Genomic DNA, 21,504 nt, shown 5'->3' with positions numbered 1-21,504 from the left:
AGTTAAAACGGCAGTTGATGCCAGCGCATGAATACTTGCAAGCCCAGCGCGCCGAGCGCGAAGGCGCCCACGAAGTACACGATAAAGCTCAGCAAGCGGTTCGTCTGGCGTTGCTCCGCCAGCAAGGTTTTCATCAATTCCACGTCGTTCTCGCGCGGTTCGCCGTGCACGGTCAGGGCCTGGTGCAGCAAGCGCGGCAGTTGCGGGAAAATGTGCGCATAACGGGGCGCCTCGGCGCGCAGGCGTTCCATGAAGCCCTGCGGTCCCACCTGGTTGCTCATCCATTTTTCCAGGTAGGGCTTGGCCGTTTGCCACAGGTCCAGTTCCGGGTCGAGCTGGCGCCCCAGGCCCTCGATATTGAGCAGGGTCTTTTGCAGCAGCACCAGCTGCGGCTGCACTTCCACGTTGAAACGGCGCGAGGTCTGGAACAGCCGCAGCAGGACTTGACCAAAGGAAATATCCTTCAGCGGACGGTCGAAGATCGGTTCGCAGCAGGCGCGCACGGCCGCTTCCAGCTCATCGACGCGGGTTTCCTTGGGCGCCCAGCCCGATTCGATATGCGCCTCGGCCACGCGTTTGTAGTCGCGGCGGAAGAAGGCGAGGAAGTTTTGCGACAAATAATCCTTGTCGTAGTCGTTCAAGGTGCCGACAATGCCGAAATCGAGCGCGATGTAGCGGCCGAACGATTCGGGCGCGACGGACACGAGAATATTACCGGGGTGCATATCCGCGTGGAAAAAGCCGTCGCGGAACACTTGCGTGAAGAAAATCTCCACGCCGTCGCTGGAGAGCTTGCGCAAATCCACGCCGGCCGCCACCAGGCGGTCGATCTGCGACACGGGAATGCCAACCATGCGTTCCATCACGATGACGCTGCTGGAGCAATAATCCCAGTGCATTTCCGGCACCAGCAGCAAGTCCGAGTTGGCGAAGTTGCGGCGCAGCTGGCTGGCGTTGGCCGCCTCGCGCATCAAGTCCAGCTCGTCATGCAGGTATTTGTCGAACTCGCCCACCACCTCCTTGGGTTTCAGGCGCTTGCTGTCGGCCCACAGGCGGCTGGTCCAGTCGGCCGCGATGTGCATCAGGGCCACATCTTCGTCGATCAGCTTCTTCATGCCTGGACGCAAGACCTTCACGGCCACTTCGCGGCCGTCTTTCAAGGTGGCGAAGTGCACCTGGGCGATCGAGGCGGAGGCCACCGGTTCGCGCTCGAAGCGGGCGAACAGCTGGTCCGGGTGCGCACCGAGCGACTTGACGATCTGCGCCACGGCCAGGTCGGAATCGAAGGGCGGGACGCGGTCCTGCAAACGCGCCAGTTCATCGGCGATATCGGGCGGCATCAGGTCGCGCCGGGTCGACAGCACCTGGCCGAACTTGACGAAAATCGGGCCCAGCTCTTCCAGCGCCAGGCGCAGGCGCAGGCCGCGCGGCGAGGACAGGTCGCGCCAGAAAATCAGGGTATCGATCAGCTTGGCCGTGCGGGGAACTTGCAAACCAGAAATCGCTATCTCATCCAGGCCGTACTTGATGGAAACACGGATGATTTTAAACAGGCGCAGGAATTTCAATATCATGTAGACAAATCCGGTGTAGGGTGCGGCACCTGGGCGGCGGCAACCGCCTTTTCCAGGCGGGCGAGGCGCTTGGCCAGGCGTTCGACGTCATCGCGTACGCGCGTCACGCCGGCGGAATACGCTTGCAGGGTGGAAGGACGGATCAGCATGGGCTGTTCGTCGAGAAAATATTCGGCCACGTTTTCCGCCAGCTTTTGCTGGCCCGTGCGGACAAAGGCGGCGGCATCTTTCGCACCGGAAACAAGGCGCGTGGCCAGCATGGGACCGACGACCTTTTCCAGGTCATGCTCGGCTTCCCAGCGCAAGCCCTTGCTCAATTGCGAAATCGCATTGGCAAATTCGGCATCGCCTTCGATCTTGACGTAGGAAAACGCCCGCTCGCGGTTTTGCAGGATCAGCGGCACATCGGACAATTTCACGCGGATGGTGACATGGGCCGGCATGTCGGCCGGCGCCGCTGCCAGCATGCCGGCGCTGTCGACGCGCAGGCGCAGCGCCACGGCGCCCGTATCGATGCAGGCCAGCTTGCCGGCGTGCACGGCCAGCTGCTGGCGCGCCCACGGTTCCTGCGCCAGCAAATGGTTAATCGTCGCGATGACGGGGGTCATCGGTGTAAGGTCGGAGAATGGAGCCATGGATATACTGCGCGCCGCGCGCGCCCCTAAAAATGAAAAACCGCCCGTAAAACAACGCGGGCGGTTTCGATCTTACCAGTTCAGCAGGAAATATCTGTCAAGCATCATGCATTCCGCATGGACTTAAGCCAGTATTCAGCAAGTTTTGACAATTAATTCAATTGCTGGATGCCTGCCAGGACCCAGCCGCTGTTGCCGCTGACGGGTTTCGACATATTCCACACTTCCGCGAACGGCTCCGCCGCGGCGCCCGGCGCGGAACGGATCAGGCCCGTGAACTTGACGCTGGCCAGGTAATCGTTGACGCTGGTCTCGATACCGAGCAATTCGGCGTCGATGGTGACGACATCGGTAAAGTCCGGCTGAGCGCCCCGCTCCTGGATCTGCATGCGCAGTTCCGCGTACACTTCCGGCGACGTGAATTCGCGGATATCGTTGACGTCCGCCTTGTCCCAGGCCGCCTGCAGGCGAATGAAATTGCTTTTCGCGTGGCGCAGGAAGGCATTCTGGTCGAAGTCGCTTGGCACGCCCCATGGCGCGGCGGCAGGCGCCGGCTTGTCCAGGCCGACGCCGGACGAGACGGGCTGCAGCGGCGGCAGCGGCGGAATGCGCGAGCCGATGTCCGGGGTATTGCCGGCTGGCGCAGGCTGGTTGCCGCCAAAGCCCGCGAACGGCGCATTGCCGGCGTTGCCATTGCTATCGCGCTTGCCGCGCACCATGCGGTAGATGAAGAAGGCCGCGCCCGCCAGCAAGGCCACCATCAGCAGGGTGCTGATCATGCTGGCCAGGGCACCGCCCAGGCCGAAATGCGACAGCAGCGCGCCCAGGCCCAGGCCCAGCAAGGCGCCGCCCAGCAAGCCCTTCCAGCGGCTCGGTGCCTTGGCGGCGGGTGCCGGTGCGGGGGCCGGCGCCGGTTGCGCCTGGCGTGGCGCCGCAGCCGGTGCCGGGGTCGGCGCAGGAGCGGGAGCCTGGCGGCCCACGTTCTGCGACTGGCGGCCGATCGAACGGCCACCGCCCATGGGACGGGCCAGCGCCTCGCCCAGCATGGATACCGTGGTCGCGGCCAGCATCATGCCAACCATAAATTTCTTCAATTTCATTCCATCTCCTAAAATCACCGGCAAGGGTGAGTTACATCTTGATGCCGGTATGCAAAGCGGCAATGCCTGCCGTCAAATTGTAGTACTGCACGCGCTCCAGGCCCGCCGTTTCCATCATGGTCTTCAGCGTTTCCTGGTCCGGGTGCATGCGGATCGACTCCGCCAGGTAGCGATAGCTTTCCGCGTCGCCGGCGATTTTCTGCCCAAACCACGGCAAGACCGAGAACGAATACAGGTCGTACGGCTTTTGCAGCGGTGCCGCCACCTTGGAAAACTCCAGCACCAGCAGCTTGCCGCCCGGCTTCAGCACGCGGCGCATTTCCGCCAGCGCCACATCCTTGTGCGTCATGTTGCGCAGGCCGAAGGCCACGCTGACACGGTCGAAATAATTGTCGGGGAATGGCAGTTTTTCCGCGTCACACAACAAGGTGGGGGTGAGCAAGCCGCGATTCAAGAGGCGGTCGCGGCCCACGCGCAACATCGATTCATTGATATCGGTCAGCCAGACTTCGCCGGTAGGGCCCGCCTGCTTGGCGAAGGCCTTCGACAGGTCGCCCGTGCCGCCGGCGATGTCGAGCACCTTGAAGCCGGGGCGCACGCCCGCATTGGCAATGGTGAACGTCTTCCACAGACGGTGCAGCCCGCCCGACATCAAGTCGTTCATCACGTCGTATTTGGCAGCGACGGAATGGAACACCTTGGCGACTTCGCGCACTTTGTCGTCTTCTGCAACTGTTTTGTATCCGAAATGGGTCGTATTGGTCATGGTAGGCAGTCTGTTTGAACTTGCGAGCATTATACAAGCGGCAGGCGCATTTCCCCGTGACGCCGGAGAAGGTATTGCCTTTCCACCGCATTCACGGCCAGCAGTGCCGCCTGCGCATACGCCGCCAGCGCCCCCGGCCGGTCGCCCTGGCGGCGCAGCAGGTCGGCCCTGGCCGCATGCAGATAATGCGAGTTGGCAAGGCTGGGCACGGCTTCCAGCCGCGCCAGCCAGGCCAGCCCGTGTGCGGCACCGTGCGCCATGGCGCAGGCGATCACGGCATTGAGCAAAATCAAGGGTTCCGGCTTGTGCCGCAGCAAGGCGCCGTACAGGGCGCTGATCTGGCGCCAGTCCGTCTGGCTGGCCGTGGGCGCCTGGGCGTGCAAGGCGGCAATCGCCGCCTGCAACTGATATGGCCCCGGTGCGCGCACTGGCAAGGCCAGCGCCAACGCGGCCAGTCCCTCGGCAATGAGGCCCCCATCCCACAGGCCGCGGTCCTGCTCTTCCAGGGTCAGCAGTTCACCGCCAGCCGACAGGCGGGCCGGGCCGCGCGACGCCTGCAGCAGCATCAAGGCCAATAGCCCCTGCACTTCCGGCTGGCCGGACTGCAGGCTGTCAAGCAGCCGCCCCAGGCGCAGCGCTTCCGCGCACAGGTCCGCACGCAGCAGGCTATCGCCGCCGCTGGCGCAATAGCCTTCGCTGAACACCAGGTAAATCACGTGCAGCACTTGCGCCAGCCGTGGCTGCAATTCTTGCTCCAGTGGCAACTCGAAAGGGATGCGCGCCTCGGCGATCTTGCGTTTGGCGCGCAACAAGCGCTGCGACAGGGCCGCTTCCGCCACGCCGAAGGCGCGCGCGACCTCGGCCGTGGACAAGCCACACAGGGTGCGCAGGGCCAGCGCCACCTGCGCCTCGGGCGCCAGCGCGGGATGGCAACAAATAAACAGCAGGCGCAAACGGTCGTCTTCGATGGCTTGCGCTTCCTCAAGCATGGCCGCCGGCAGGCAGGACAGCACGGCGGCGGCATCGCCGATGTTCTTGCCCGCGCGGCGCACCTGGTCGAGGCCTGCATTGCGCGCCACGGACGTCAGCCAGGCGGCCGGATGATCGGGGATGCCCGTGCGCGGCCAGCATTCCAGCGCCTTGCGGCACGCCTCCTGCAGCACGTCTTCCGCCAGGCCCAGGTCGCCGAAGCGCCGCATCAGGCCGGCCAGCACCCTGCCCTTTTCCTGGCGAAAGACCTGCTCGACGGCCGCAATGGCGTCGCCGGCCATGCTCAAGCCGTCACGGGCCGCACTTCGATGGTGCCCAGGGACGCCGCCGGACAACGCCCGGCCCAGGCCAGCGCTTCGTCCAGATGGGCGCAATCGAGCAGATAGTAGCCGCCCAGCTGCTCCTTGGTTTCCGCGAACGGCCCGTCCGTGATGACAGGCTTGCCATTGCGCACACGCACGCTGGTGGCGCTGCCCACGGGCGCCAGCTCGCCCCCGCCGCGCAGCACGCCGGCCGCTTCCAGCGCCTGCGTATAGCTGGCAAAGTCGGCCATCAGGCTGGCCATCTGGCCCTCTGCCATGGCTTCGTAGTGCGCCTCGTCGGCGTAGATCAGGATCATGTATTCCATAGTCTCTTCTCCAAAAGAAAAATGCCCGCAAGCGCGGGCATTCATACGACGAACGGGGCGGCGGTTATCCGACAAGCTTACCGCATTATTTTTAACTCAATGTTGATGACCGCAACCGCCGCCATTGCCGCCACTACCGCAGCCGCCGCCGGAAGATTGCTTGACCGTCATGTCGGCCTTGGCGTCGCGGCCGCTGTCGCCCGGGTAGCCGGCGGCCGCCAGCTGGTCCAGGTAGGCTTGCCACAAGGTCGCTTGTTCGGCGCCCAGCTTGTACAGATAAGCCCAGGTGTACAGGCCGGAATTGTGGCCATCGCTGAAGGTCGGCTGCACGGCGTAGTTGCCGACGGGCTCCAGACCCGTGATGCCGACCAGGCGCTTGCCTAATTGCAAAGTTTCCTGGCCCTTGCCATGGCCCTGCACTTCGGCCGATGGCGAGTACACGCGCAGGTATTCGAACGGCAGCGCAAATGTGCTGCCATCGTCGAAAGCCACGTCGAGCACGCGCGACTGGTTGTGCACGGTCAAGCCGGTCGGTTGGGGTGTTGCTGCTTTTTCAGTCATGACAATACTTTATGCGGATAAACGTTGAATGATGGCGTCGCGCAAGGCCGGCAACAGGGCGCGGCGCGCGGCCAGCACCCCGGGCGCCGTCTCGCGCTGCACCACGGCCCAGCTGGGGTGCGGGAAATGCGCGTCGTCGCGGTAGCGGGGAATCACGTGCCAGTGCACATGCGGCGTCATGTTGCCGAAACTGGCCACGTTGACCTTTTCCGGCGCCATCACTTCACGCACGGCCAGCTCGACCTGCCACACGACTTCCATCACGTAATTGCGCTCGCCCGGCGTCAAATCCGTCATTTCCTTCACGTGCTTGTTCCAGATCACGCGGCAAAAGCCAGGATATGCAGGGTCATCGACGGCCACCACGGACAGGCGCTCGCTGCGCCACAGCAAGGTTTCACAACCCTGCTTGTTGGCGTAGCCATCGAGCAAGTTGCACAGCTCGCAGGTGGAACTCACACGAGCACCCGTTCAATGCCGCCGTCATTGGCGCGTTTCACGTAATCGGGCATCCAGTTTTCTCCCAGCAAGTGTTTGGCGATCTCGACGACGATGTAATCGGCCGTCGTGCCCGAATCGTCATTGTAGCGCGAGAGTCCCTGCAGGCACGACGGGCAGCTGGTGAGGATTTTGACGTCGCCAGTAAAACCGTCGCCGCGCAGCTTGTCGGCGCCCTTGACCATCTCTTCTTCCTTGCGGAAACGCACTTGCGTGGAAATATCGGGACGCGTGACGGCCAGCGAGCCCGATTCGCCGCAGCAACGGTCATTCTTCTCGATCTTCACGTTATCCACCGTGCTGATCAGGGAATTGATGGTCTTGCCCGACTCTTGCAGCTTCATCGGATTGTGGCATGGCTCGTGGTACATATAGCGCGTGCCGTTGACGCCTTCCAGCTTGACGTTTTTCTCCAGCAGATACTCGTGGATATCCATGATGCGGCAGCCGGGGAAAATCTTTTCAAACTGATACGTGGCCAGCTGGTCGTAGCAGGTGCCGCAGGACACCAGCACCGTCTTGATGTCGAGGTAATTGAGCGTGTTGGCCATGCGGTGGAACAGGACGCGGTTGTCCGTCATCATCTTCTCGGCCTTGTCGAACTCGCCCGCGCCCCGCTGCGGATAACCGCAGCACAGGTAGCCCGGCGGCAAGACCGTCTGCACGCCCACTTCCCACAGCATTGCCTGCGTGGCCAGGCCCACTTGCGAGAACAGCCGTTCCGAACCGCAGCCGGGGAAGTAGAACACGGCTTCCGTATCGGCCGTGGTCGTCTTCGGATTGCGGATGATCGGAATGACCTTGTCGTCTTCGATATCGAGCAGCGCGCGCGCCGATTTCTTCGGCAGGTTGCCCGGCATCTTCTTGTTAATAAAATGGATCACCTGCGCCTTGACGGGCGGCTTGCCCGTCGATGGCGGCGGCGCCTTGGTTTGCTTTTTCGCAAATTTCTTCAACAGATCGTGGCCCAGGCGCTGCGCCTTGTAACCCCAGCCGATCATGACCTTGCGCGTGGCGTTGATGGTCACGGGATCGGTGGCGTTGAGGAACATCATCGTGGCCTTGGTGCCCGGATTAAAGCTCTTCTTGTCCATCTTGCGCAGCAAATTGCGCATGTTCATCGACACGTCGCCGAAGTCGATGTTCACCGGGCACGGCGTGACGCATTTATGGCAGACCGTGCAGTGGTCGGCCACGTCCTCGAACTCTTCCCAATGCTTGATGGAAATACCGCGCCGCGTCTGCTCTTCGTACAAAAAGGCTTCGATCAGCGACGAAGTCGCCAAAATCTTGTCGCGCGGCGAGTACAGCAAGTTGGCGCGCGGCACGTGGGTCGAGCACACGGGTTTGCACTTGCCGCAGCGCAAGCAATCCTTGACGCTGTCGGCGATGGCGCCGATATCGCTTTGCTGCATGATCAAGGACTCGTGCCCCATCAGCCCGAACGATGGCGTGTAGGCATTGCGCAAGTCGGCGCCCATGCCCGGCAGGTTCAGCAATTTACCCTTGTTGAAACGGCCTTCCGGATCGATGCGCTGCTTGTAGCTGCGGAATTCGCCGATCTCTTCTTCCGTCAAAAATTCCAGCTTGGTGATGCCGATACCGTGTTCGCCGGAAATGACGCCATTGAGCGAGCGGGCCAGGATCATGATGCGGCCCACGGCTTCGTGGGCGTCCTGCAACATTGCGTAATTGTCCGAGTTGACGGGCAAGTTCGTGTGCACGTTGCCGTCGCCCGCATGCATGTGCAGCGCGACGAACACGCGGCTACGCAAGATGCGCGCGTGAATCGCCGTCGCCTCGTCGAGGATCAGCTTGAAGGCGGCGCCATTGAAGATCTGGCGCAGCTGGGCGCGGATTTCCTGCTTCCAAGTCACGCGCACCGTGCGGTCCTGCACCACGTCGAACAGGGTGGCGTTCGGCTGCGTTTGCAGGCGCGCATCGAAGACGGGCAGCAAGCGCTCCATGCCCAGTTCGGCCAATTCGCCCTTCACATCCATCAACGGACGGTCCAGATTGGCCAGCAGATAGGTCCAGCGGCTCGTCACTTGCGCCAGCAACTGCTGCGCCTGCTCGGCGCGGTCGCCCAGCATTTCCGCATCGTCGACGCGGTCGTCGGACGCATCGTCGCTCTTGCCTACTGGCAAATTACCCTTGGCAAAGAATTCACTGAGGGCCTCGGCCAGTTGCAATTTATTCTTGATCGACAGCTCGATATTGATGCGTTCGATGCCATCCGTGTATTCGCCCATGCGATTGAGCGGAATCACCACGTCTTCATTGATTTTAAAGGCGTTCGTGTGCTTGGCGATCGCCGCCGTGCGGGCACGGTCGAGCCAGAACTTCTTGCGCGCCTCGGGGCTGACGGCCACGAAACCTTCGCCCACGCGGGTGTTGGCGATGCGCACCACTTCCGACGCCGCTTGCGCGACGGCGTTCTCATCGTCGCCGACGATGTCGCCAAACAGGGCCATCTTCGGCAGCACGCCCCGCTTCGACTTGGTGGCGTAGCCGACGGCGCGCAGATAGCGCTCGTCCAAATGCTCGAGGCCCGCCAGGCGGATGCTCGTGTATTGCTCGCCCTTGGCCGGCAAGCCATCGAGGTAATCCTTGATTTCCACGATGGATGGGATCGCGTCGCGCGCCTGGCCAAAGAATTCCAGGCAGACGGTGCGGGCGAATTTCGGCATCTTGTGCAAGATCCAGCGCGCCGACGTGATCAGGCCGTCGCAGCCTTCTTTCTGGATGCCCGGCAAGCCGGCGAGGAATTTATCGGTCACATCCTTGCCCAGGCCTTCCTTGCGGAACTTACGGCCAGGAATTTCCAGGATTTCCGTCTTGAACGGCGCATTCGGCTTTGTGGCGTCGCGCGTGCTCGGGTGGCGCCATTCCAGCTGGAAACGTGCCAACGCGATATCGTGGATCTTGCCCAGGTTGTGGTCGAGGCGCGTCACGTCGAGCCAGTCGCCGTTCGGGTCGACCATGCGCCATGACGCCAGGTTGTCCAGCGCCGTGCCCCACAGCACGGCTTTCTTGCCGCCCGCATTCATGGCGACATTGCCGCCGATGCAAGAAGCGTGCGCGGACGTCGGGTCGACGGCAAACACGAAACCGGCCTTTTCCGCCGCTTCCGAGACCTTGTTCGTGATCACGCCCGCGCCCGAATGGATGGTCGCGTATTCGTGCGTCAAGCCCGGCAAAACCGTCATTTCGACGGCGCCCAGGGTAATGAGCTTTTCCGTGTTGATGACGGCCGACATCGGCGTCAATGGAATCGCGCCGCCCGTGTAGCCGGTGCCGCCGCCGCGCGGGATGATGGTCAGCCCCAGCTCGATGCAGCCCTTGACCAGGCCGGCCATTTCCTCTTCCGTGTCGGGCGTGAGCACGACGAACGGGTATTCCACGCGCCAGTCGGTGGCATCCGTCACGTGCGACACGCGCGTCATGCCGTCGAAGCGCACATTGTGCTTTTCCGTGTAGCGGCCCAGCACCTTGACCGTGCGCTTGCGCAAGTCATAGGTCTTGCGGAATTCGTCGCCAAAGTCGGCCACGGCCTTGCTGGCTGCCTTGAGCAGCAGTTCGACATTATGGCTGCGCGCCTGCGCCACTTCCGGCGCGTCACCGGCCGCAAGCGCGTCGCCGCCGGCCGCATCGATGGACAGGCGGCGCTTGTCGACTTCGGCCAGGCGGTGATGCAGGGCATCGATCAAGCCCTGGCGGCGCTTCGGATTGTCGAGCAGGTCATCCTGCAGATACGGATTGCGGCGCACGACCCAGATGTCGCCCAGCACCTCGTACAGCATGCGCGCCGAACGGCCCGTCTGGCGGGCGCCGCGCAGCTCGTCGAGCAGGCGCCAGGAGTCCTCCCCCAACAGGCGTATGACGATCTCGCGATCGGAAAACGACGTGTAGTTATACGGGATTTCGCGCAGGCGGCTTGCTGCGGGACCATTCGGCGTTTCTGCCAGTAAAGCTTGAATATGTGCGGGAGCGTTCATGGAGTGTGGTGACGATGTGGACTGGACCCTAAAGGCCCATTTTATCTTATTGCGCCGCACCATGCGGGAACAGCCTTATGCCGCCCAAGGTTTAAGCCGGGTCAACGCGACCATAGCAAATATGGCACAGCCACATTTTTCATGAATAAAAAATCAGTTCATCTGCATTTTTTACCTAAAAATGCCAAGAATCGGACTCGACTACAAACTATCGGCCTGCTCAAAAATGGGGCAAATTGGCGTTGCAGGCAGCCCCATTCAGGCCAGCATCTGGCCAATCCGGTGCCATACGCCATCGGGCACGTACAACAGCAGGGCCGTCATGGTGAGATAGCGCGCACACTTGCCGATGGCCATGTAGATCACGCTGGGCCAGAACGGCAGCTTGAGCCAGCCGGCCAAGGTGCACAGGGGATCGCCGACGACGGGCAGCCAGGCCAGCAGCATGGTCTTGGCGCCATAGCGGGCCAGCCAGCGGAACCAGCGCGTGTCGCGCTCCTTGGCAAACGCCTGCTTGGCCCGGTAACCGAGCCAGTAATCGACGACGCCGCCCAGGGTATTGCCCAGGGTGGCGACAAGAATCACGGACCAGAACAGGGCGGGATTGGCCTTGATGACGGCAAAGACGGCCGGCTCCGAGCCGAGCGGCAAGAGGGTGGCGGAAATAAAGCTGATCAGAAAGACCGATGTCAGCCCGACTTCCGGTGCTGCGATCAGCTGCAGCAGCCAGGCGATTGCGGATTCGATCATGGAACACTTCGCGATGCGGTAAGGCTCTCCATTATAATGAAGAGCAGCCTGGGCGCCGCACACATCGCGCCGGCTGGCAAAGGCAGACCCGCCCGCAGTTCCACAGAGCATTATTTTGTTGCCCGGCTATCCGCCCCGGCACAGCCGATATCGACGTACACGCTCCAGACCCTTTCTGGCCCAGAATCACTCGCTTGCAGACTATGAACATCGACTACCTCAAGAAAATCCTGACCGCCCGCGTCTATGACGTTGCCTCCGAAACGCCGCTGGAACTGGCCCCTGCCCTGTCGCAACGCCTGAACAACCAGATTTACTTCAAGCGCGAAGACATGCAAAGCGTGTTCAGCTTCAAGATTCGTGGCGCCTACAACAAGATGTCCAAGCTCAGCGAAGCGGACCGCAAGCGCGGCGTGATTTGCGCCTCGGCCGGCAACCATGCCCAGGGCGTGGCCCTGTCGGCCGCCCGCATGGGTTGCCGCGCCGTCATCGTGATGCCCACCACCACGCCGCTGGTGAAGGTCGAGGCGGTCAAGGGGCGCGGCGGCGTGAACGTGGAAGTGGTGCTGCACGGCGAGTCCTACACGGATGCCTACAACCATGCGCTGACCTTGGAAAAGGAACAGAAGCTGACCTTCGTGCACCCGTTCGACGACCCGGACGTGATCGCCGGCCAGGGCACGATAGGCATGGAAATCCTGCGCCAGCACGCCGGCCCCATCCACGCCATCTTCGCCCCCATCGGCGGCGGCGGCCTGATCGCCGGCATCGCCGCCTACGTAAAACAGATTCGCCCCGACATCAAGATCATCGGCGTGCAAAGCGTCGATTCGAACGCCATGGCCCGCTCGCTGAAGGCGGGCGAGCGCGTGACCCTGAACGACGTGGGCCTGTTTGCCGACGGCACGGCCGTGCGCCTGGCCGGCGAGGAAACCTTCCGCCTGGTACAGGCCTATGTCGATGAAATCATCACGGTCGATACGGACGCCATCTGCGCCGCCATCAAGGATGTGTTTACGGACACGCGCTCCATCCTGGAGCCGTCCGGCGCGCTGGCCGTGGCCGGCGCCAAGGCCTATGTGGAGCGGGCCAGCCTGACCAAGCACCCGGTCAACCATGAAACATTGATCACCATCGCCAGCGGCGCGAACATGAATTTCGACCGGCTGCGTTTTGTGGCGGAACGGGCCGAACTGGGCGAGTTCCGCGAAGCCGTGTTTGCCGTCACCATGCGCGAACAGCGGGGCAGCTTCAAGCGTTTCTGCTCGCTCATCGGCGCGCGCAACGTGACGGAATTTAACTATCGCATCAGCGATGAAAAAGCCGCGCACGTGTTCGTCGGCATCCAGATTGCCGACCGGCATGAGTCGAGCGTGCTGGCGAAGACCTTCGAGGAGCACGAATTCAAGACCCTGGACCTGACGCACGACGAACTGGCCAAGTCGCATATCCGCCACCTGGTCGGTGGCAAGAGCCGGCTGGCGCAGGACGAGCTGCTGTACCGCTTCGAATTCCCCGAACGCCCGGGTGCGCTGATGCGCTTCCTCGACAGCATGGCGCCGAACTGGAATATTTCCCTGTGCCATTACCGCAGCCAGGGCGGCGACGTGGGCCGCATCCTGATCGGCCTGCAAGTGCCGCCCGATGAAATGGGAGAATTCGCCCGCTTCCTCGATACCCTCGGCTATCGTTATTGGGATGAGAGCAGCAATCCTGTGTATAAGCTGTTCCTCGGCTAGTTTCTACAAGTCACCTCCACGGCAGATACTCGCCGTGGAGGGAATTAGGCTACCATGCGTGCTTGACTGAATTCACGCCATCACCATGACCACCACCAACGACCTCGCCGAACAATCTCCCCTGGGCAAAAGCTCCGCCTACCGCACCGATTACGCGCCGGAATTGCTGTTTCCGATCCCGCGCCAGGGCAAGCGCGACGAGCTGGAGCTGCACGGTACATTACCGTTCTTCGGCCTCGATATCTGGAACGCGTATGAACTGTCGTGGCTGAACCAGCGCGGCAAGCCGCAGGTGGCGATTGCCAAGGTCAGCGCGCCGGCCGATTCGCCCAACATCATCGAATCGAAATCGTTCAAGCTGTACCTGAACTCCTTCAACCAGACCAAACTGGACAGCCCGGAAGCGCTGTTGATCTTGCTCAAACAGGATTTGTCGAACGGTTTCGGCGCGCCCGTGCAAGTGGAACTGACCTTGCAGGAAGATTTCGGCAAGCTCAAAATGGGCGAATTCGATGGCGTCCTGCTCGACCGCCTGGACCTGGAAATCACGCAATACACACCGTCGCCGCTGCTGTTGAAGGCGGCGCTCGATGCAGCACCGGTGGAAGAAAAACTCGTCTCGCACCTGCTCAAATCGAATTGCCTGGTGACGGGCCAGCCGGACTGGGGCAGCGTGCAGATCGAGTATGCGGGACCGCAGATCGACCAGGAAAGCCTGCTGCGCTACCTGATCGGTTTCCGCGAACACAATGAATTCCACGAGCAATGCGTGGAGCGCATCTTTGTCGACATCTTGCGCCAGTGCAAACCACAGAAGCTGTCCGTGTATGCGCGCTATACGCGCCGCGGCGGCCTCGATATCAACCCGTGGCGCAGCAACTACAGCACCGGCGGATTGCCCAGCAATGTGCGCAACGCGCGCCAGTAATACCAGGCAGCACCTCGAAACCATGCCAACAGGAATGTTGGCTGTGTTTTAAAACAACGTTGCAGTAGTGCCGCAGAGCATGTCAAAGACGCTGAAAAATCGGAAAATCGGCATTCGGCGGCGGAAAAACCGGCGCACCGCGTGTTTTTAATCAAGAAATAGCCGATACGCGCCGATGTTATTTTTTTGCTAAAATGATGGCGATGGGGGCTGTAGCGCCCACTGCGCCCGCAGCGCGCGTATACTGTTGAGAATTGGCGTTACAGGCCGCGGAAACAGGCCTATAATTCGGCTCGCAAGCCCTCTGCGCATTGCACCATTTCATTGAGTGTCATGACTAATCTTAGCAAAATATTATCCCTCGAAAACGTCCTGCTGGACCTGGAAGTGTCCAGCAAAAAGCGCGCTTTCGAGCAAGCCGGCCTGATCTTCGAAAACAACTACGGCATCGCCCGCTCCACCGTTTCGGACAATCTGTTTGCCCGCGAACGCCTGGGTTCGACGGGACTCGGCCATGGCGTGGCGGTGCCGCATGGCCGCATCAAGGGCATGAAGACGCTGAAAGCACCGCTGGGCGCCTTCGTGCGCCTGGCCGAGCCGATTCCATTCGAGTCGCCTGACGGCAAACCCGTCAACCTGCTGTTTTTCCTGCTGATTCCCGATCATGTCACCCAGCAACATCTGGAAATCCTCTCGGAAATCGCCGAAATGTTTTCCGACGATGCCTTCCGCACGGCACTGGCCACGGATCCGGAGCCGAAATCCGTGCATTCACGCATCGTCAATTGGCAACCTAGTCTTCAAGCGACGGGTTAAACTTCAGGTATTCCTCCACTCCTGAAGAAGACTGCCATGTTGCAAACGCCGCTGACGATACAACGCCTGTACGACGATAATCGTGAAAGTCTGCAACTGGGCTGGTTCGCCGGCTTTCCCGGCGGCGAACGCCTGATCTCCGGCGATGTCTCCTCGGCCGCCGACCAGGTGGGTCACTTGAACCTGATCCATCCGGGCCGCATCCAGGTCTTCGGCCACCAGGAAATCAATTACTACCAGCGCCTGAAAGTCAATACGCGCACCCATGTGATCGGCGAGCTGATCGCCGGCGGCCCGCCCGCGCTGATCATCGCGCAAGGGCTGGAAACGCCGCCCGACATCCTCGCCATCTGCGACGAGCAAAACATCCCCCTGTTCTCCACCCCGCTGCCGGCCGCGCAAGTGATCGACTTCCTGCGCGTCTACCTGTCGAAAAAACTGGCGCAGCGCATCATCATGCATGGCGTGTTCATGGACGTGCTGGGCGTGGGCGTGCTGATCACCGGCGATTCGGGCCTGGGCAAGAGCGAGCTGGGGCTGGAATTGATTTCGCGCAGCCACGGTCTGGTGGCCGATGACGCCGTCGAGTTCTCGCGCATCGCGCCGAACATGATCGAAGGCCGCTGCCCGCCGCTGCTGCAAAACCTGCTGGAAGTGCGGGGCCTGGGCTTGCTCGATATCAAGGCCATCTTTGGCGAAACGGCCGTGCGCCGCAAGATGCGTTTGAAACTGATCGTGCACCTGGTGCGGCGCAACGCGCTGGAAGAGGAAGTCGAGCGCCTGCCTTTCCTGTTCCCCACGGAAGACGTGCTGGGCTTGCCCGTGCGCAAGGTCGTCATCCCCGTCGCCGCCGGCCGCAACATCGCCGTGCTGCTGGAAGCGGCCGTGCGCAATACGATTCTGCAACTGCGCGGCATCGATACCTTGCAGGAATTCATGGAGCGGCAACGTTTGGCAATGAGCGGCGACTAGCAACACAGGCCGGATTCACGGGACGAAGCCGCCGCGTAATCCGGCAACATTGTTGGCCTATGCCGCGGCGTCGGCTTACGCGCTTTGCGCCAAGCCCACCTACGTTGCTTTTGTGTAAGTAACACCACAGCTGCCACGGCAATAAGTTGTAAAGACAACTGCCGCTGGAGCGCCGGGCCGCTCTTTATTGTATGATCGGCATATGCATATCGTCCTTATCACCGGAATCTCCGGCTCCGGAAAATCCGTCGCGCTCAACGTGCTGGAAGATACCGGTTATTACTGTGTCGACAACCTGCCGCCGGCCTTGCTGCCCAGCCTGGTACAAACCCTGCTCGACGAAGGCACGCCGAAACTGGCCGTGGCCGTCGATGCGCGCAGCGCCGAGTCGCTGGTCAGCTTGCCCCACAATGTGGCGCTGCTGCGCGACCAGGGACACGATGTCAAGGTCATGTTCCTGACGGCGACCACGCATTCGCTCGTGGCGCGCTTCTCGGAAACCCGGCGCAGCCACCCGCTGTCGCACGAATTGCGTCCGAACCAGAATCCGGCCAGCCGCCGCACCTTGATCGAATGCATTTCTGAAGAGCGCGAACGCCTGTCGGCCATCGAACAGCTGGGCCACGTGATCGACACGTCGGAACTGAGCGCCAACAAGCTGCGCGCCTGGATCAAGGATATGGTGGCGTCCGAACGCGCGCCGCTGACCCTGTTCTTCGAATCGTTCGCCTTCAAGCTGGGCGTGCCGCTCGACGCGGATTTCGTCTTCGATGTGCGGGCCTTGCCGAACCCGTATTACGACCTGGCCCTGCGCCCGCTCGACGGGCGCGACGCCCCCGTGATCGCCTTCCTCGACGCGCAGCCAAGCGCGCTGGAATTGCTGGCCGACATACGCATGTTCATCGAAAAATGGTTGCCCTCCTTTAAATCCGACAACCGCAGCTACCTGACCGTGGCGCTCGGCTGCACGGGCGGCCAGCACCGCTCCGTTTACATGGCGGAACGGCTGGCACACTATTTCGGCCCCAACGAGCGCGTCGTGCTGCGCCACCGCGAACGCGCCTAAAACCTTGTCAGTCCAGGTGGCGCAGCGGATGCGTTGCCGCAGGCCAGACGGGCGCAAAGAAGCGCGCCACCATGGCCGCATCGACCTCGTCCAGGCGGGCAGGGTTCCAGCGCGGTGCATTGTCCTTGTCGACCACCAGCGCGCGCACGCCCTCGAGCACCTCGCCATGCGTGAAATTGTGGCGCACCATCGTGCGCTCCATGCGCAGGCAATCGGCCACGCCCAGGTGGGCACCGCGCTGCAGCAATTCCATTGTCACGCACATCATCAAGGGCGAACGCAGGCGCATGGCCGCCAGTGCCTTGGCCGCGAACGCGCTGTCGTCCTGCGCCAGCGAGGCCATGATGGCGGCCACGGAGCCGGCGCTGAAGTGGCGCTCCAGCGCCACGCGCGCCGTGGCCAGGGGAGAAGCGCCCGCCTGGCCCTGGCATGGCGCCGCCAGCGCCTTGACGGCCACCGGCAAGCCTTCGCCCGGCGTCGAGTCGAACAGCGCCAGCAGCGCCCCCATCTGCGCCTCGGGCAGGTACACATCGGCCAGCCCCGTGTACAGGGCATCGGCCGCGCCGATCGTCAGCCCCGTCAAGCCCAGGTACAGGCCCAGCCGGCCCGGCAGGCGGGACAGGAAATAACTGCCGCCCACGTCGGGGAACAGGCCGATATTGACTTCCGGCATGGCCATGCGCGTGCGGTCCGTGACGATGCGCAAGCGGTTGCCGGGGCCTGCCTGGGCCACGCCCATGCCGCCGCCCATCACGACGCCATCCATCACGGCAATATACGGTTTCGGATAGAAATGAATTAAATGATTTAAAGCATATTCTTCTGTAAAGAAATCTTCCAGCAGCGCGCTGCCACCCTGCGGCGTGGCCAGGCCCGCGTCGTAAAAGAAACGGATGTCGCCACCGGCGCACAGGGCTTTTTCGCTGCTCGATCGTATCACCACGGCGTCCACCTGCGGGTCGTCGCGCCAGGCCAGCAGGGCGGCGCTCAGGGCACGCACCATCTCCAGCGACAGCGAATTCAAGGCTTTCGGGCGGTCGAGCACGATATGGCCCGTGCGGTGGCGGATGGAGGTCTGGACGAAGTCGCTCATGGCAGAAGGGAAAGAAGTGAGGATGGCGCATTCTAGCGCTTTCACCATGGGCATTGCGTTCCGCAGGACGCAAAAAAGGGCGCAATCTGCGCCCTTAGTTGATCACAACTGGGGGAAGCCGGTGGCCTTAGACGGCGACGACGGCGTCTTCCTCTGAGTTGTCTGGCAGATGCTTGATCGCCTCTTTACCGTGCCCTTGCACTTTGGTTTTGTATTTCATCACTTGCCTGTCGAGCTTGTCGATCAGGGTATCGATTGCGGCATACAAGTCGTGTGCCAGGCTTTCCACATAGACGGTCTTGCCACTCAGACGCAGGTTGACTTCGGCCTTTTGACGTTTTTCTTTCTCTTTGAGGTTATCCACGGTCAGAATCACGGCGATATCGATGACTTGATCGAAATGACGTTTCACGCGTTCCAGCTTCGTTTGTACGTATTCACGGATGGCTGGTGTCACTTCGAGATGATGTCCGCTGATGGTGAGATTCATACACACTCCTAAAGATGATCGGGTTCGTGCGGTGTCCATCGATTCCGGCCCGCAGAGGAACCGAAAAAACTACAAGCACTTACGCAGACTCACTGGCGGAATTTTCAACGCTTCCCGGTATTTGGCAACAGTACGTCGCGCAATCACCATGCCTTGTTCCCCCAGCATGTCCGCAATCTTACTGTCGGATAAAGGATTTTTAGGGTCTTCTGCTCCTGTCAGTTGCACGATCAATGCCCGTATCGCCGTCGACGATGCTTCACCCCCCGCTTCGGTGGCGACGTGGCTACCAAAGAAATATTTCAACTCAAACATGCCATGCGGGGTCAGCATGTACTTTTGGGTTGTTACCCGCGAGATAGTACTCTCGTGTAAACCCAGTGTATCAGCTATTTCACGGAGCACAAGGGGGCGCATGGCAACGGCGCCATGCGAGAAAAAGTTCTTTTGTCTTTCTACTATCGCCTGCGCCACGCGCAGGATGGTGTCGAAGCGCTGGCGCATGTTCTTGATCAGCCACTTGGCTTCCTGCAACTGCGCGCCCATGGCGCCTTCGCCCTTGCCCTGTTTCAATAAATTGGCGTACATGGCGTTCACGCGCAGGCGCGGCATGACGTCGTTGTTCAGGGTGACCTGCCAGCCATTGCGCGCCCGTTTGACGACCACGTCGGGCACCACGTAGTCGGACACGTCGGAAGCGAACACGGCGCCCGGATGCGGGTTGCACAGGCGGATCACCGTCTGCGCCTCGCGCAAGTCTTCCTCGTCGCAATCGAGGGCCTTTTTCAGCTTGTTGAAATCGCGCTGGGCAAACCAGGCCAGGTGCTTTTCCACGATGACGAGGGCCATGCGCCGCGTCACCAGGGCGACGTGCGGCAAGCGCTTGATCTGCAGCGCCAGGCATTCGGATGCATTGCGCGCGCCCACGCCCGGCGGATCGAAACTTTGCAGCAGCGACAGGGCCGTGCGCAGCTCGTCGGCGTCGATTTCCAGCTCTTCCGGCAGGCGCGCCAGGATGTCGTCGAGCGACTCTTCCAGGTAGCCGTTGTCATCGAGCGCGTCGATGATCAGCTCGACCAGCGCGCGGTCGCGCAACTCGAGCACCGTCACGCGCATCTGCTCCATCAGGTGCTCGCGCAGGGTGCAGTGATGGGCTTCCAGCTGCGGGCGCGCATCTTCGTCGTCGGGCGCCTTGCCCCGGCTCGCCTCGCTCCAGTCGCTGTCGCCGCCATCCATGGCGGGCGGGCTGTCGGCGCCGTCGCCGTCGAAGGTTTCCGCTTCGGCCGGCGCCGCAGGCGCTTCCTGGCCCGGCGGCTGGGGCGGCGCTTCGGCCGGCGCGGCCGTGGAGCTCAAGGCGCCGTCGGACAACAGGCGCAGCGAACGGTCGAGCGGATCGTCGAGGCGTTCGAGCAAGGGATTATCCGTCAGCAATTGCTCTAGTTCCTGGTGCAATTCCAGGGTCGATAATTGCAGCAGGCGTATCGATTGCTGCAACTGCGGCGTCAGTGCCAGATGCTGCGAAGTGCGCAGCTGCAATGATTGTTTCATTGGCTCACATGCGGAAATGTTCGCCCAGATAGACCCGGCGTACCGACTCGTTCGCGATGATGTCGTCGGGGCGTCCCGACGCCAGCACCGAGCCCTGGTTGATGATGTAGGCGCGGTCGCAAATACCGAGCGTCTCGCGCACATTATGATCGGTGATCAGCACGCCGATATTGCGCTCTTTCAAGAAACGCACGATGCGCTGGATCTCGATCACGGCGATCGGATCGACGCCGGCAAACGGCTCGTCGAGCAGCACGAAACGCGGATCGGTGGCCAGCGCGCGGGCGATTTCCACGCGGCGGCGCTCGCCGCCCGACAGGGACAGCGCCTGGTTTTCGCGCAGTTTTTCAATCTGCAAGTCGGCCAGCAATTTATCCAGGCGCTCCTCGATCTCGGCCTTCTTCAGGGGGCGGCCTTCGACGGTCTGGATTTCCAGCACGGCGCGGATATTGTCCTCCACCGTCAGCTTGCGGAACACGGACGCTTCCTGCGGCAGGTAGGACAGGCCCATCTGCGCGCGGCGGTGGATCGGCAGGCTGGAAATATCCACGCCGCTGATATCGATGCTGCCGCCGTCCGATGGCACCAGGCCGACGATCATGTAGAACGAGGTGGTCTTGCCGGCGCCGTTGGGGCCCAGCAGGCCCACCACTTCGCCGCATTCGACCTGCAGCGACACGTCATGCACGACTTGCCGCTTGCCATAGGTTTTCTGCAGCCCGCGAACGATCAAGGTGCTGCCGCAACGTGTATTTTCCATTATTTCTTTCCTGGCGCGGGAGCGGCAGGCGCTTTCTCCGCCGGTGCCTTGTTCTTCGGCTGGATCACCATGCGCACGCTGCCGGCGCCCGGGGTGCTGGTGCCGCTGTCGCTATTTTCCATCGTGAAGACTTCCTTGCGGCTGTCATACGAGATGAAGGCGCCATTGGCCACGTCGGTGGGCTTGCTGCCCTCCAGGCGCGTCAGCTTGGCCTTGGAAAACAGTTTCACCACTTCCGTCTTGTTATCGTATTCCACGCGCTCCGCCTCGCCTTCCACCCACAGGTCGCCGGCGCCATCGCGCTTCTGGCGGAAGGTGGCCAGCTTGCCCGGATCGGCCCAGAAGGTAATGAACTGATAACCCTGCGGATCTTCCGTGATCAGGGCGCGGCCCGCCTTCATGGTCAGGGTCCCCTTGACCAGCACCACGTCGCCCGTCAAGGTGCGCGTCTGCTTGACGTCATCGACCTGGCCGCGCTGGGCCGTAATGACGGCTTCCTTTTCGGAATCGGCTTTCTCGGCATGCGCGCTGCCCATCACGGCCAGCGAAAATAGGGTCAACAGCAAGATGTTCTTCATATTAGGGTTCCTTG

20 protein-coding genes are annotated in these 21,504 nt (G+C 61.9%); 5 read left to right on the top strand and 15 right to left on the bottom strand.

Going from position 1 to position 21,504, the window contains the following annotated elements:
- Window positions 1–2: 2 nt before the first annotated feature.
- From ubiB to AC3RCJ_RS04045, 10 genes are all read right to left on the bottom strand, one after another.
- Window positions 3–1,574 carry a ubiquinone biosynthesis regulatory protein kinase UbiB gene (gene ubiB, locus AC3RCJ_RS04090; protein WP_492956820.1) on the bottom strand — a complete coding sequence of 524 codons (1,572 nt, stop codon included), beginning with the start codon at window positions 1,572–1,574 and terminating at the stop codon, window positions 3–5.
- Window positions 1,571–2,209, bottom strand: coding sequence for a ubiquinone biosynthesis accessory factor UbiJ (locus AC3RCJ_RS04085; RefSeq protein ID WP_492956821.1), 639 nt, complete (start codon window positions 2,207–2,209; stop codon window positions 1,571–1,573). Before AC3RCJ_RS04085 ends, ubiB begins: the two co-directional genes overlap by 4 nt.
- Window positions 2,210–2,361: 152 nt before the next feature.
- The gene (locus AC3RCJ_RS04080; protein ID WP_492956822.1) at window positions 2,362–3,309 is read right to left on the bottom strand and encodes a Tim44 domain-containing protein; all 948 of its coding nucleotides are present in this window, start codon (window positions 3,307–3,309) and stop codon (window positions 2,362–2,364) included.
- A 31-nt stretch (window positions 3,310–3,340) separates the two neighbouring features.
- Window positions 3,341–4,075 (bottom strand): bifunctional demethylmenaquinone methyltransferase/2-methoxy-6-polyprenyl-1,4-benzoquinol methylase UbiE, encoded by a 735-nt coding sequence (gene ubiE / locus AC3RCJ_RS04075; RefSeq protein ID WP_034753359.1) that lies wholly within the window; start codon window positions 4,073–4,075, stop codon window positions 3,341–3,343.
- Between the two features lie 29 nt (window positions 4,076–4,104).
- Entirely contained in the window at window positions 4,105–5,346 is a 1,242-nt protein-coding gene (locus tag AC3RCJ_RS04070; RefSeq protein ID WP_492956823.1) for an RNA polymerase sigma factor, read from the bottom strand.
- Window positions 5,347–5,348: 2 nt separating this feature from the next.
- Entirely contained in the window at window positions 5,349–5,693 is a 345-nt protein-coding gene (locus AC3RCJ_RS04065; RefSeq protein ID WP_492956824.1) for a YciI family protein, read from the bottom strand.
- A gap of 96 nt (window positions 5,694–5,789) precedes the next feature.
- Complete coding sequence (locus AC3RCJ_RS04060; protein ID WP_492956825.1) at window positions 5,790–6,254, bottom strand: gamma-butyrobetaine hydroxylase family protein; 465 nt, start codon at window positions 6,252–6,254, stop codon at window positions 5,790–5,792.
- A gap of 9 nt (window positions 6,255–6,263) precedes the next feature.
- Entirely contained in the window at window positions 6,264–6,713 is a 450-nt protein-coding gene (locus AC3RCJ_RS04055; RefSeq protein ID WP_492956826.1) for an HIT family protein, read from the bottom strand.
- Entirely contained in the window at window positions 6,710–10,750 is a 4,041-nt protein-coding gene (locus AC3RCJ_RS04050; RefSeq protein WP_492956827.1) for a DUF3683 domain-containing protein, read from the bottom strand. Before AC3RCJ_RS04050 ends, AC3RCJ_RS04055 begins: the two co-directional genes overlap by 4 nt.
- Window positions 10,751–11,008: 258 nt before the next feature.
- Window positions 11,009–11,500, bottom strand: a complete 492-nt coding sequence (locus AC3RCJ_RS04045; RefSeq protein ID WP_492956828.1) for a YqaA family protein — start codon at window positions 11,498–11,500, stop codon at window positions 11,009–11,011.
- A 203-nt stretch (window positions 11,501–11,703) separates the two neighbouring features.
- Here AC3RCJ_RS04045 and ilvA point away from each other — a divergent pair, with 203 nt between their 5' ends.
- The 5 genes from ilvA (at window position 11,704) to rapZ (ending at window position 17,021) form a co-directional block, all read left to right on the top strand.
- Window positions 11,704–13,239 (top strand): threonine ammonia-lyase, biosynthetic, encoded by a 1,536-nt coding sequence (gene ilvA, locus AC3RCJ_RS04040; RefSeq protein ID WP_492956829.1) that lies wholly within the window; start codon window positions 11,704–11,706, stop codon window positions 13,237–13,239.
- 85 nt (window positions 13,240–13,324) lie between these two features.
- Window positions 13,325–14,167, top strand: coding sequence for an NADPH-dependent 7-cyano-7-deazaguanine reductase QueF (gene queF / locus AC3RCJ_RS04035; RefSeq protein WP_492956830.1), 843 nt, complete (start codon window positions 13,325–13,327; stop codon window positions 14,165–14,167).
- Between the two features lie 333 nt (window positions 14,168–14,500).
- Window positions 14,501–14,983, top strand: a complete 483-nt coding sequence (locus AC3RCJ_RS04030) for a PTS sugar transporter subunit IIA (protein ID WP_492956831.1) — start codon at window positions 14,501–14,503, stop codon at window positions 14,981–14,983.
- Between the two features lie 36 nt (window positions 14,984–15,019).
- Window positions 15,020–15,955 carry an HPr(Ser) kinase/phosphatase gene (hprK, locus tag AC3RCJ_RS04025; protein WP_034753337.1) on the top strand — a complete coding sequence of 312 codons (936 nt, stop codon included), beginning with the start codon at window positions 15,020–15,022 and terminating at the stop codon, window positions 15,953–15,955.
- 202 nt (window positions 15,956–16,157) lie between these two features.
- A complete protein-coding gene (gene rapZ / locus AC3RCJ_RS04020) occupies window positions 16,158–17,021 on the top strand; it encodes an RNase adapter RapZ (RefSeq protein WP_492956832.1) in 864 nt (287 codons plus the stop codon).
- 7 nt (window positions 17,022–17,028) lie between these two features.
- On the opposite strand, the gene AC3RCJ_RS04015 is transcribed toward rapZ, so the two are convergent.
- The 5 genes from AC3RCJ_RS04015 to lptA all read right to left on the bottom strand — a co-directional run bounded on the left by AC3RCJ_RS04015 (window position 17,029) and on the right by lptA (window position 21,490).
- Window positions 17,029–18,114: an enoyl-CoA hydratase/isomerase family protein gene (locus AC3RCJ_RS04015; protein WP_492957017.1), complete on the bottom strand. Its 1,086-nt coding sequence runs from the start codon at window positions 18,112–18,114 to the stop codon at window positions 17,029–17,031.
- Window positions 18,115–18,241: 127 nt separating this feature from the next.
- Window positions 18,242–18,604 carry a ribosome hibernation-promoting factor, HPF/YfiA family gene (gene hpf / locus AC3RCJ_RS04010; protein ID WP_035824124.1) on the bottom strand — a complete coding sequence of 121 codons (363 nt, stop codon included), beginning with the start codon at window positions 18,602–18,604 and terminating at the stop codon, window positions 18,242–18,244.
- A gap of 69 nt (window positions 18,605–18,673) precedes the next feature.
- Complete coding sequence (locus tag AC3RCJ_RS04005) at window positions 18,674–20,152, bottom strand: RNA polymerase factor sigma-54 (RefSeq protein WP_492956833.1); 1,479 nt, start codon at window positions 20,150–20,152, stop codon at window positions 18,674–18,676.
- A gap of 4 nt (window positions 20,153–20,156) precedes the next feature.
- Window positions 20,157–20,912, bottom strand: coding sequence for an LPS export ABC transporter ATP-binding protein (lptB, locus tag AC3RCJ_RS04000; RefSeq protein ID WP_035824117.1), 756 nt, complete (start codon window positions 20,910–20,912; stop codon window positions 20,157–20,159).
- Complete coding sequence (gene lptA / locus AC3RCJ_RS03995) at window positions 20,912–21,490, bottom strand: lipopolysaccharide transport periplasmic protein LptA (protein WP_492956834.1); 579 nt, start codon at window positions 21,488–21,490, stop codon at window positions 20,912–20,914. Before lptA ends, lptB begins: the two co-directional genes overlap by 1 nt.
- Window positions 21,491–21,504: the final 14 nt, after the last annotated feature.

This window comes from Janthinobacterium sp. GW822-FHT07H11, from assembly GCF_058798615.1.
This window is presented reverse-complemented; position numbering and strand designations above follow the sequence as displayed.

Bases quoted from the DNA above. Each gene is read 5' to 3' on its own strand.
- queF (WP_492956830.1), top strand. From the start codon at position 13,325: ATGACCACCACCAACGACCTCGCCGAACAATCTCCCCTGGGCAAAAGC.
- ubiB (WP_492956820.1), bottom strand. From the start codon at position 1,574: ATGATATTGAAATTCCTGCGCCTGTTTAAAATCATCCGTGTTTCCATC.
- AC3RCJ_RS04045 (WP_492956828.1), bottom strand. From the start codon at position 11,500: ATGATCGAATCCGCAATCGCCTGGCTGCTGCAGCTGATCGCAGCACCG.
- AC3RCJ_RS04050 (WP_492956827.1), bottom strand. From the start codon at position 10,750: ATGAACGCTCCCGCACATATTCAAGCTTTACTGGCAGAAACGCCGAAT.
- AC3RCJ_RS04070 (WP_492956823.1), bottom strand. From the start codon at position 5,346: ATGGCCGGCGACGCCATTGCGGCCGTCGAGCAGGTCTTTCGCCAGGAA.
- AC3RCJ_RS04030 (WP_492956831.1), top strand. From the start codon at position 14,501: ATGACTAATCTTAGCAAAATATTATCCCTCGAAAACGTCCTGCTGGAC.
- hprK (WP_034753337.1), top strand. From the start codon at position 15,020: ATGTTGCAAACGCCGCTGACGATACAACGCCTGTACGACGATAATCGT.
- AC3RCJ_RS04085 (WP_492956821.1), bottom strand. From the start codon at position 2,209: ATGGCTCCATTCTCCGACCTTACACCGATGACCCCCGTCATCGCGACG.
- ubiE (WP_034753359.1), bottom strand. From the start codon at position 4,075: ATGACCAATACGACCCATTTCGGATACAAAACAGTTGCAGAAGACGAC.
- AC3RCJ_RS04060 (WP_492956825.1), bottom strand. From the start codon at position 6,254: ATGACTGAAAAAGCAGCAACACCCCAACCGACCGGCTTGACCGTGCAC.
- AC3RCJ_RS04015 (WP_492957017.1), bottom strand. From the start codon at position 18,114: ATGAGCGACTTCGTCCAGACCTCCATCCGCCACCGCACGGGCCATATC.
- lptB (WP_035824117.1), bottom strand. From the start codon at position 20,912: ATGGAAAATACACGTTGCGGCAGCACCTTGATCGTTCGCGGGCTGCAG.
- AC3RCJ_RS04080 (WP_492956822.1), bottom strand. From the start codon at position 3,309: ATGAAATTGAAGAAATTTATGGTTGGCATGATGCTGGCCGCGACCACG.
- AC3RCJ_RS04005 (WP_492956833.1), bottom strand. From the start codon at position 20,152: ATGAAACAATCATTGCAGCTGCGCACTTCGCAGCATCTGGCACTGACG.
- lptA (WP_492956834.1), bottom strand. From the start codon at position 21,490: ATGAAGAACATCTTGCTGTTGACCCTATTTTCGCTGGCCGTGATGGGC.
- ilvA (WP_492956829.1), top strand. From the start codon at position 11,704: ATGAACATCGACTACCTCAAGAAAATCCTGACCGCCCGCGTCTATGAC.
- AC3RCJ_RS04065 (WP_492956824.1), bottom strand. From the start codon at position 5,693: ATGGAATACATGATCCTGATCTACGCCGACGAGGCGCACTACGAAGCC.
- rapZ (WP_492956832.1), top strand. From the start codon at position 16,158: ATGCATATCGTCCTTATCACCGGAATCTCCGGCTCCGGAAAATCCGTC.
- hpf (WP_035824124.1), bottom strand. From the start codon at position 18,604: ATGAATCTCACCATCAGCGGACATCATCTCGAAGTGACACCAGCCATC.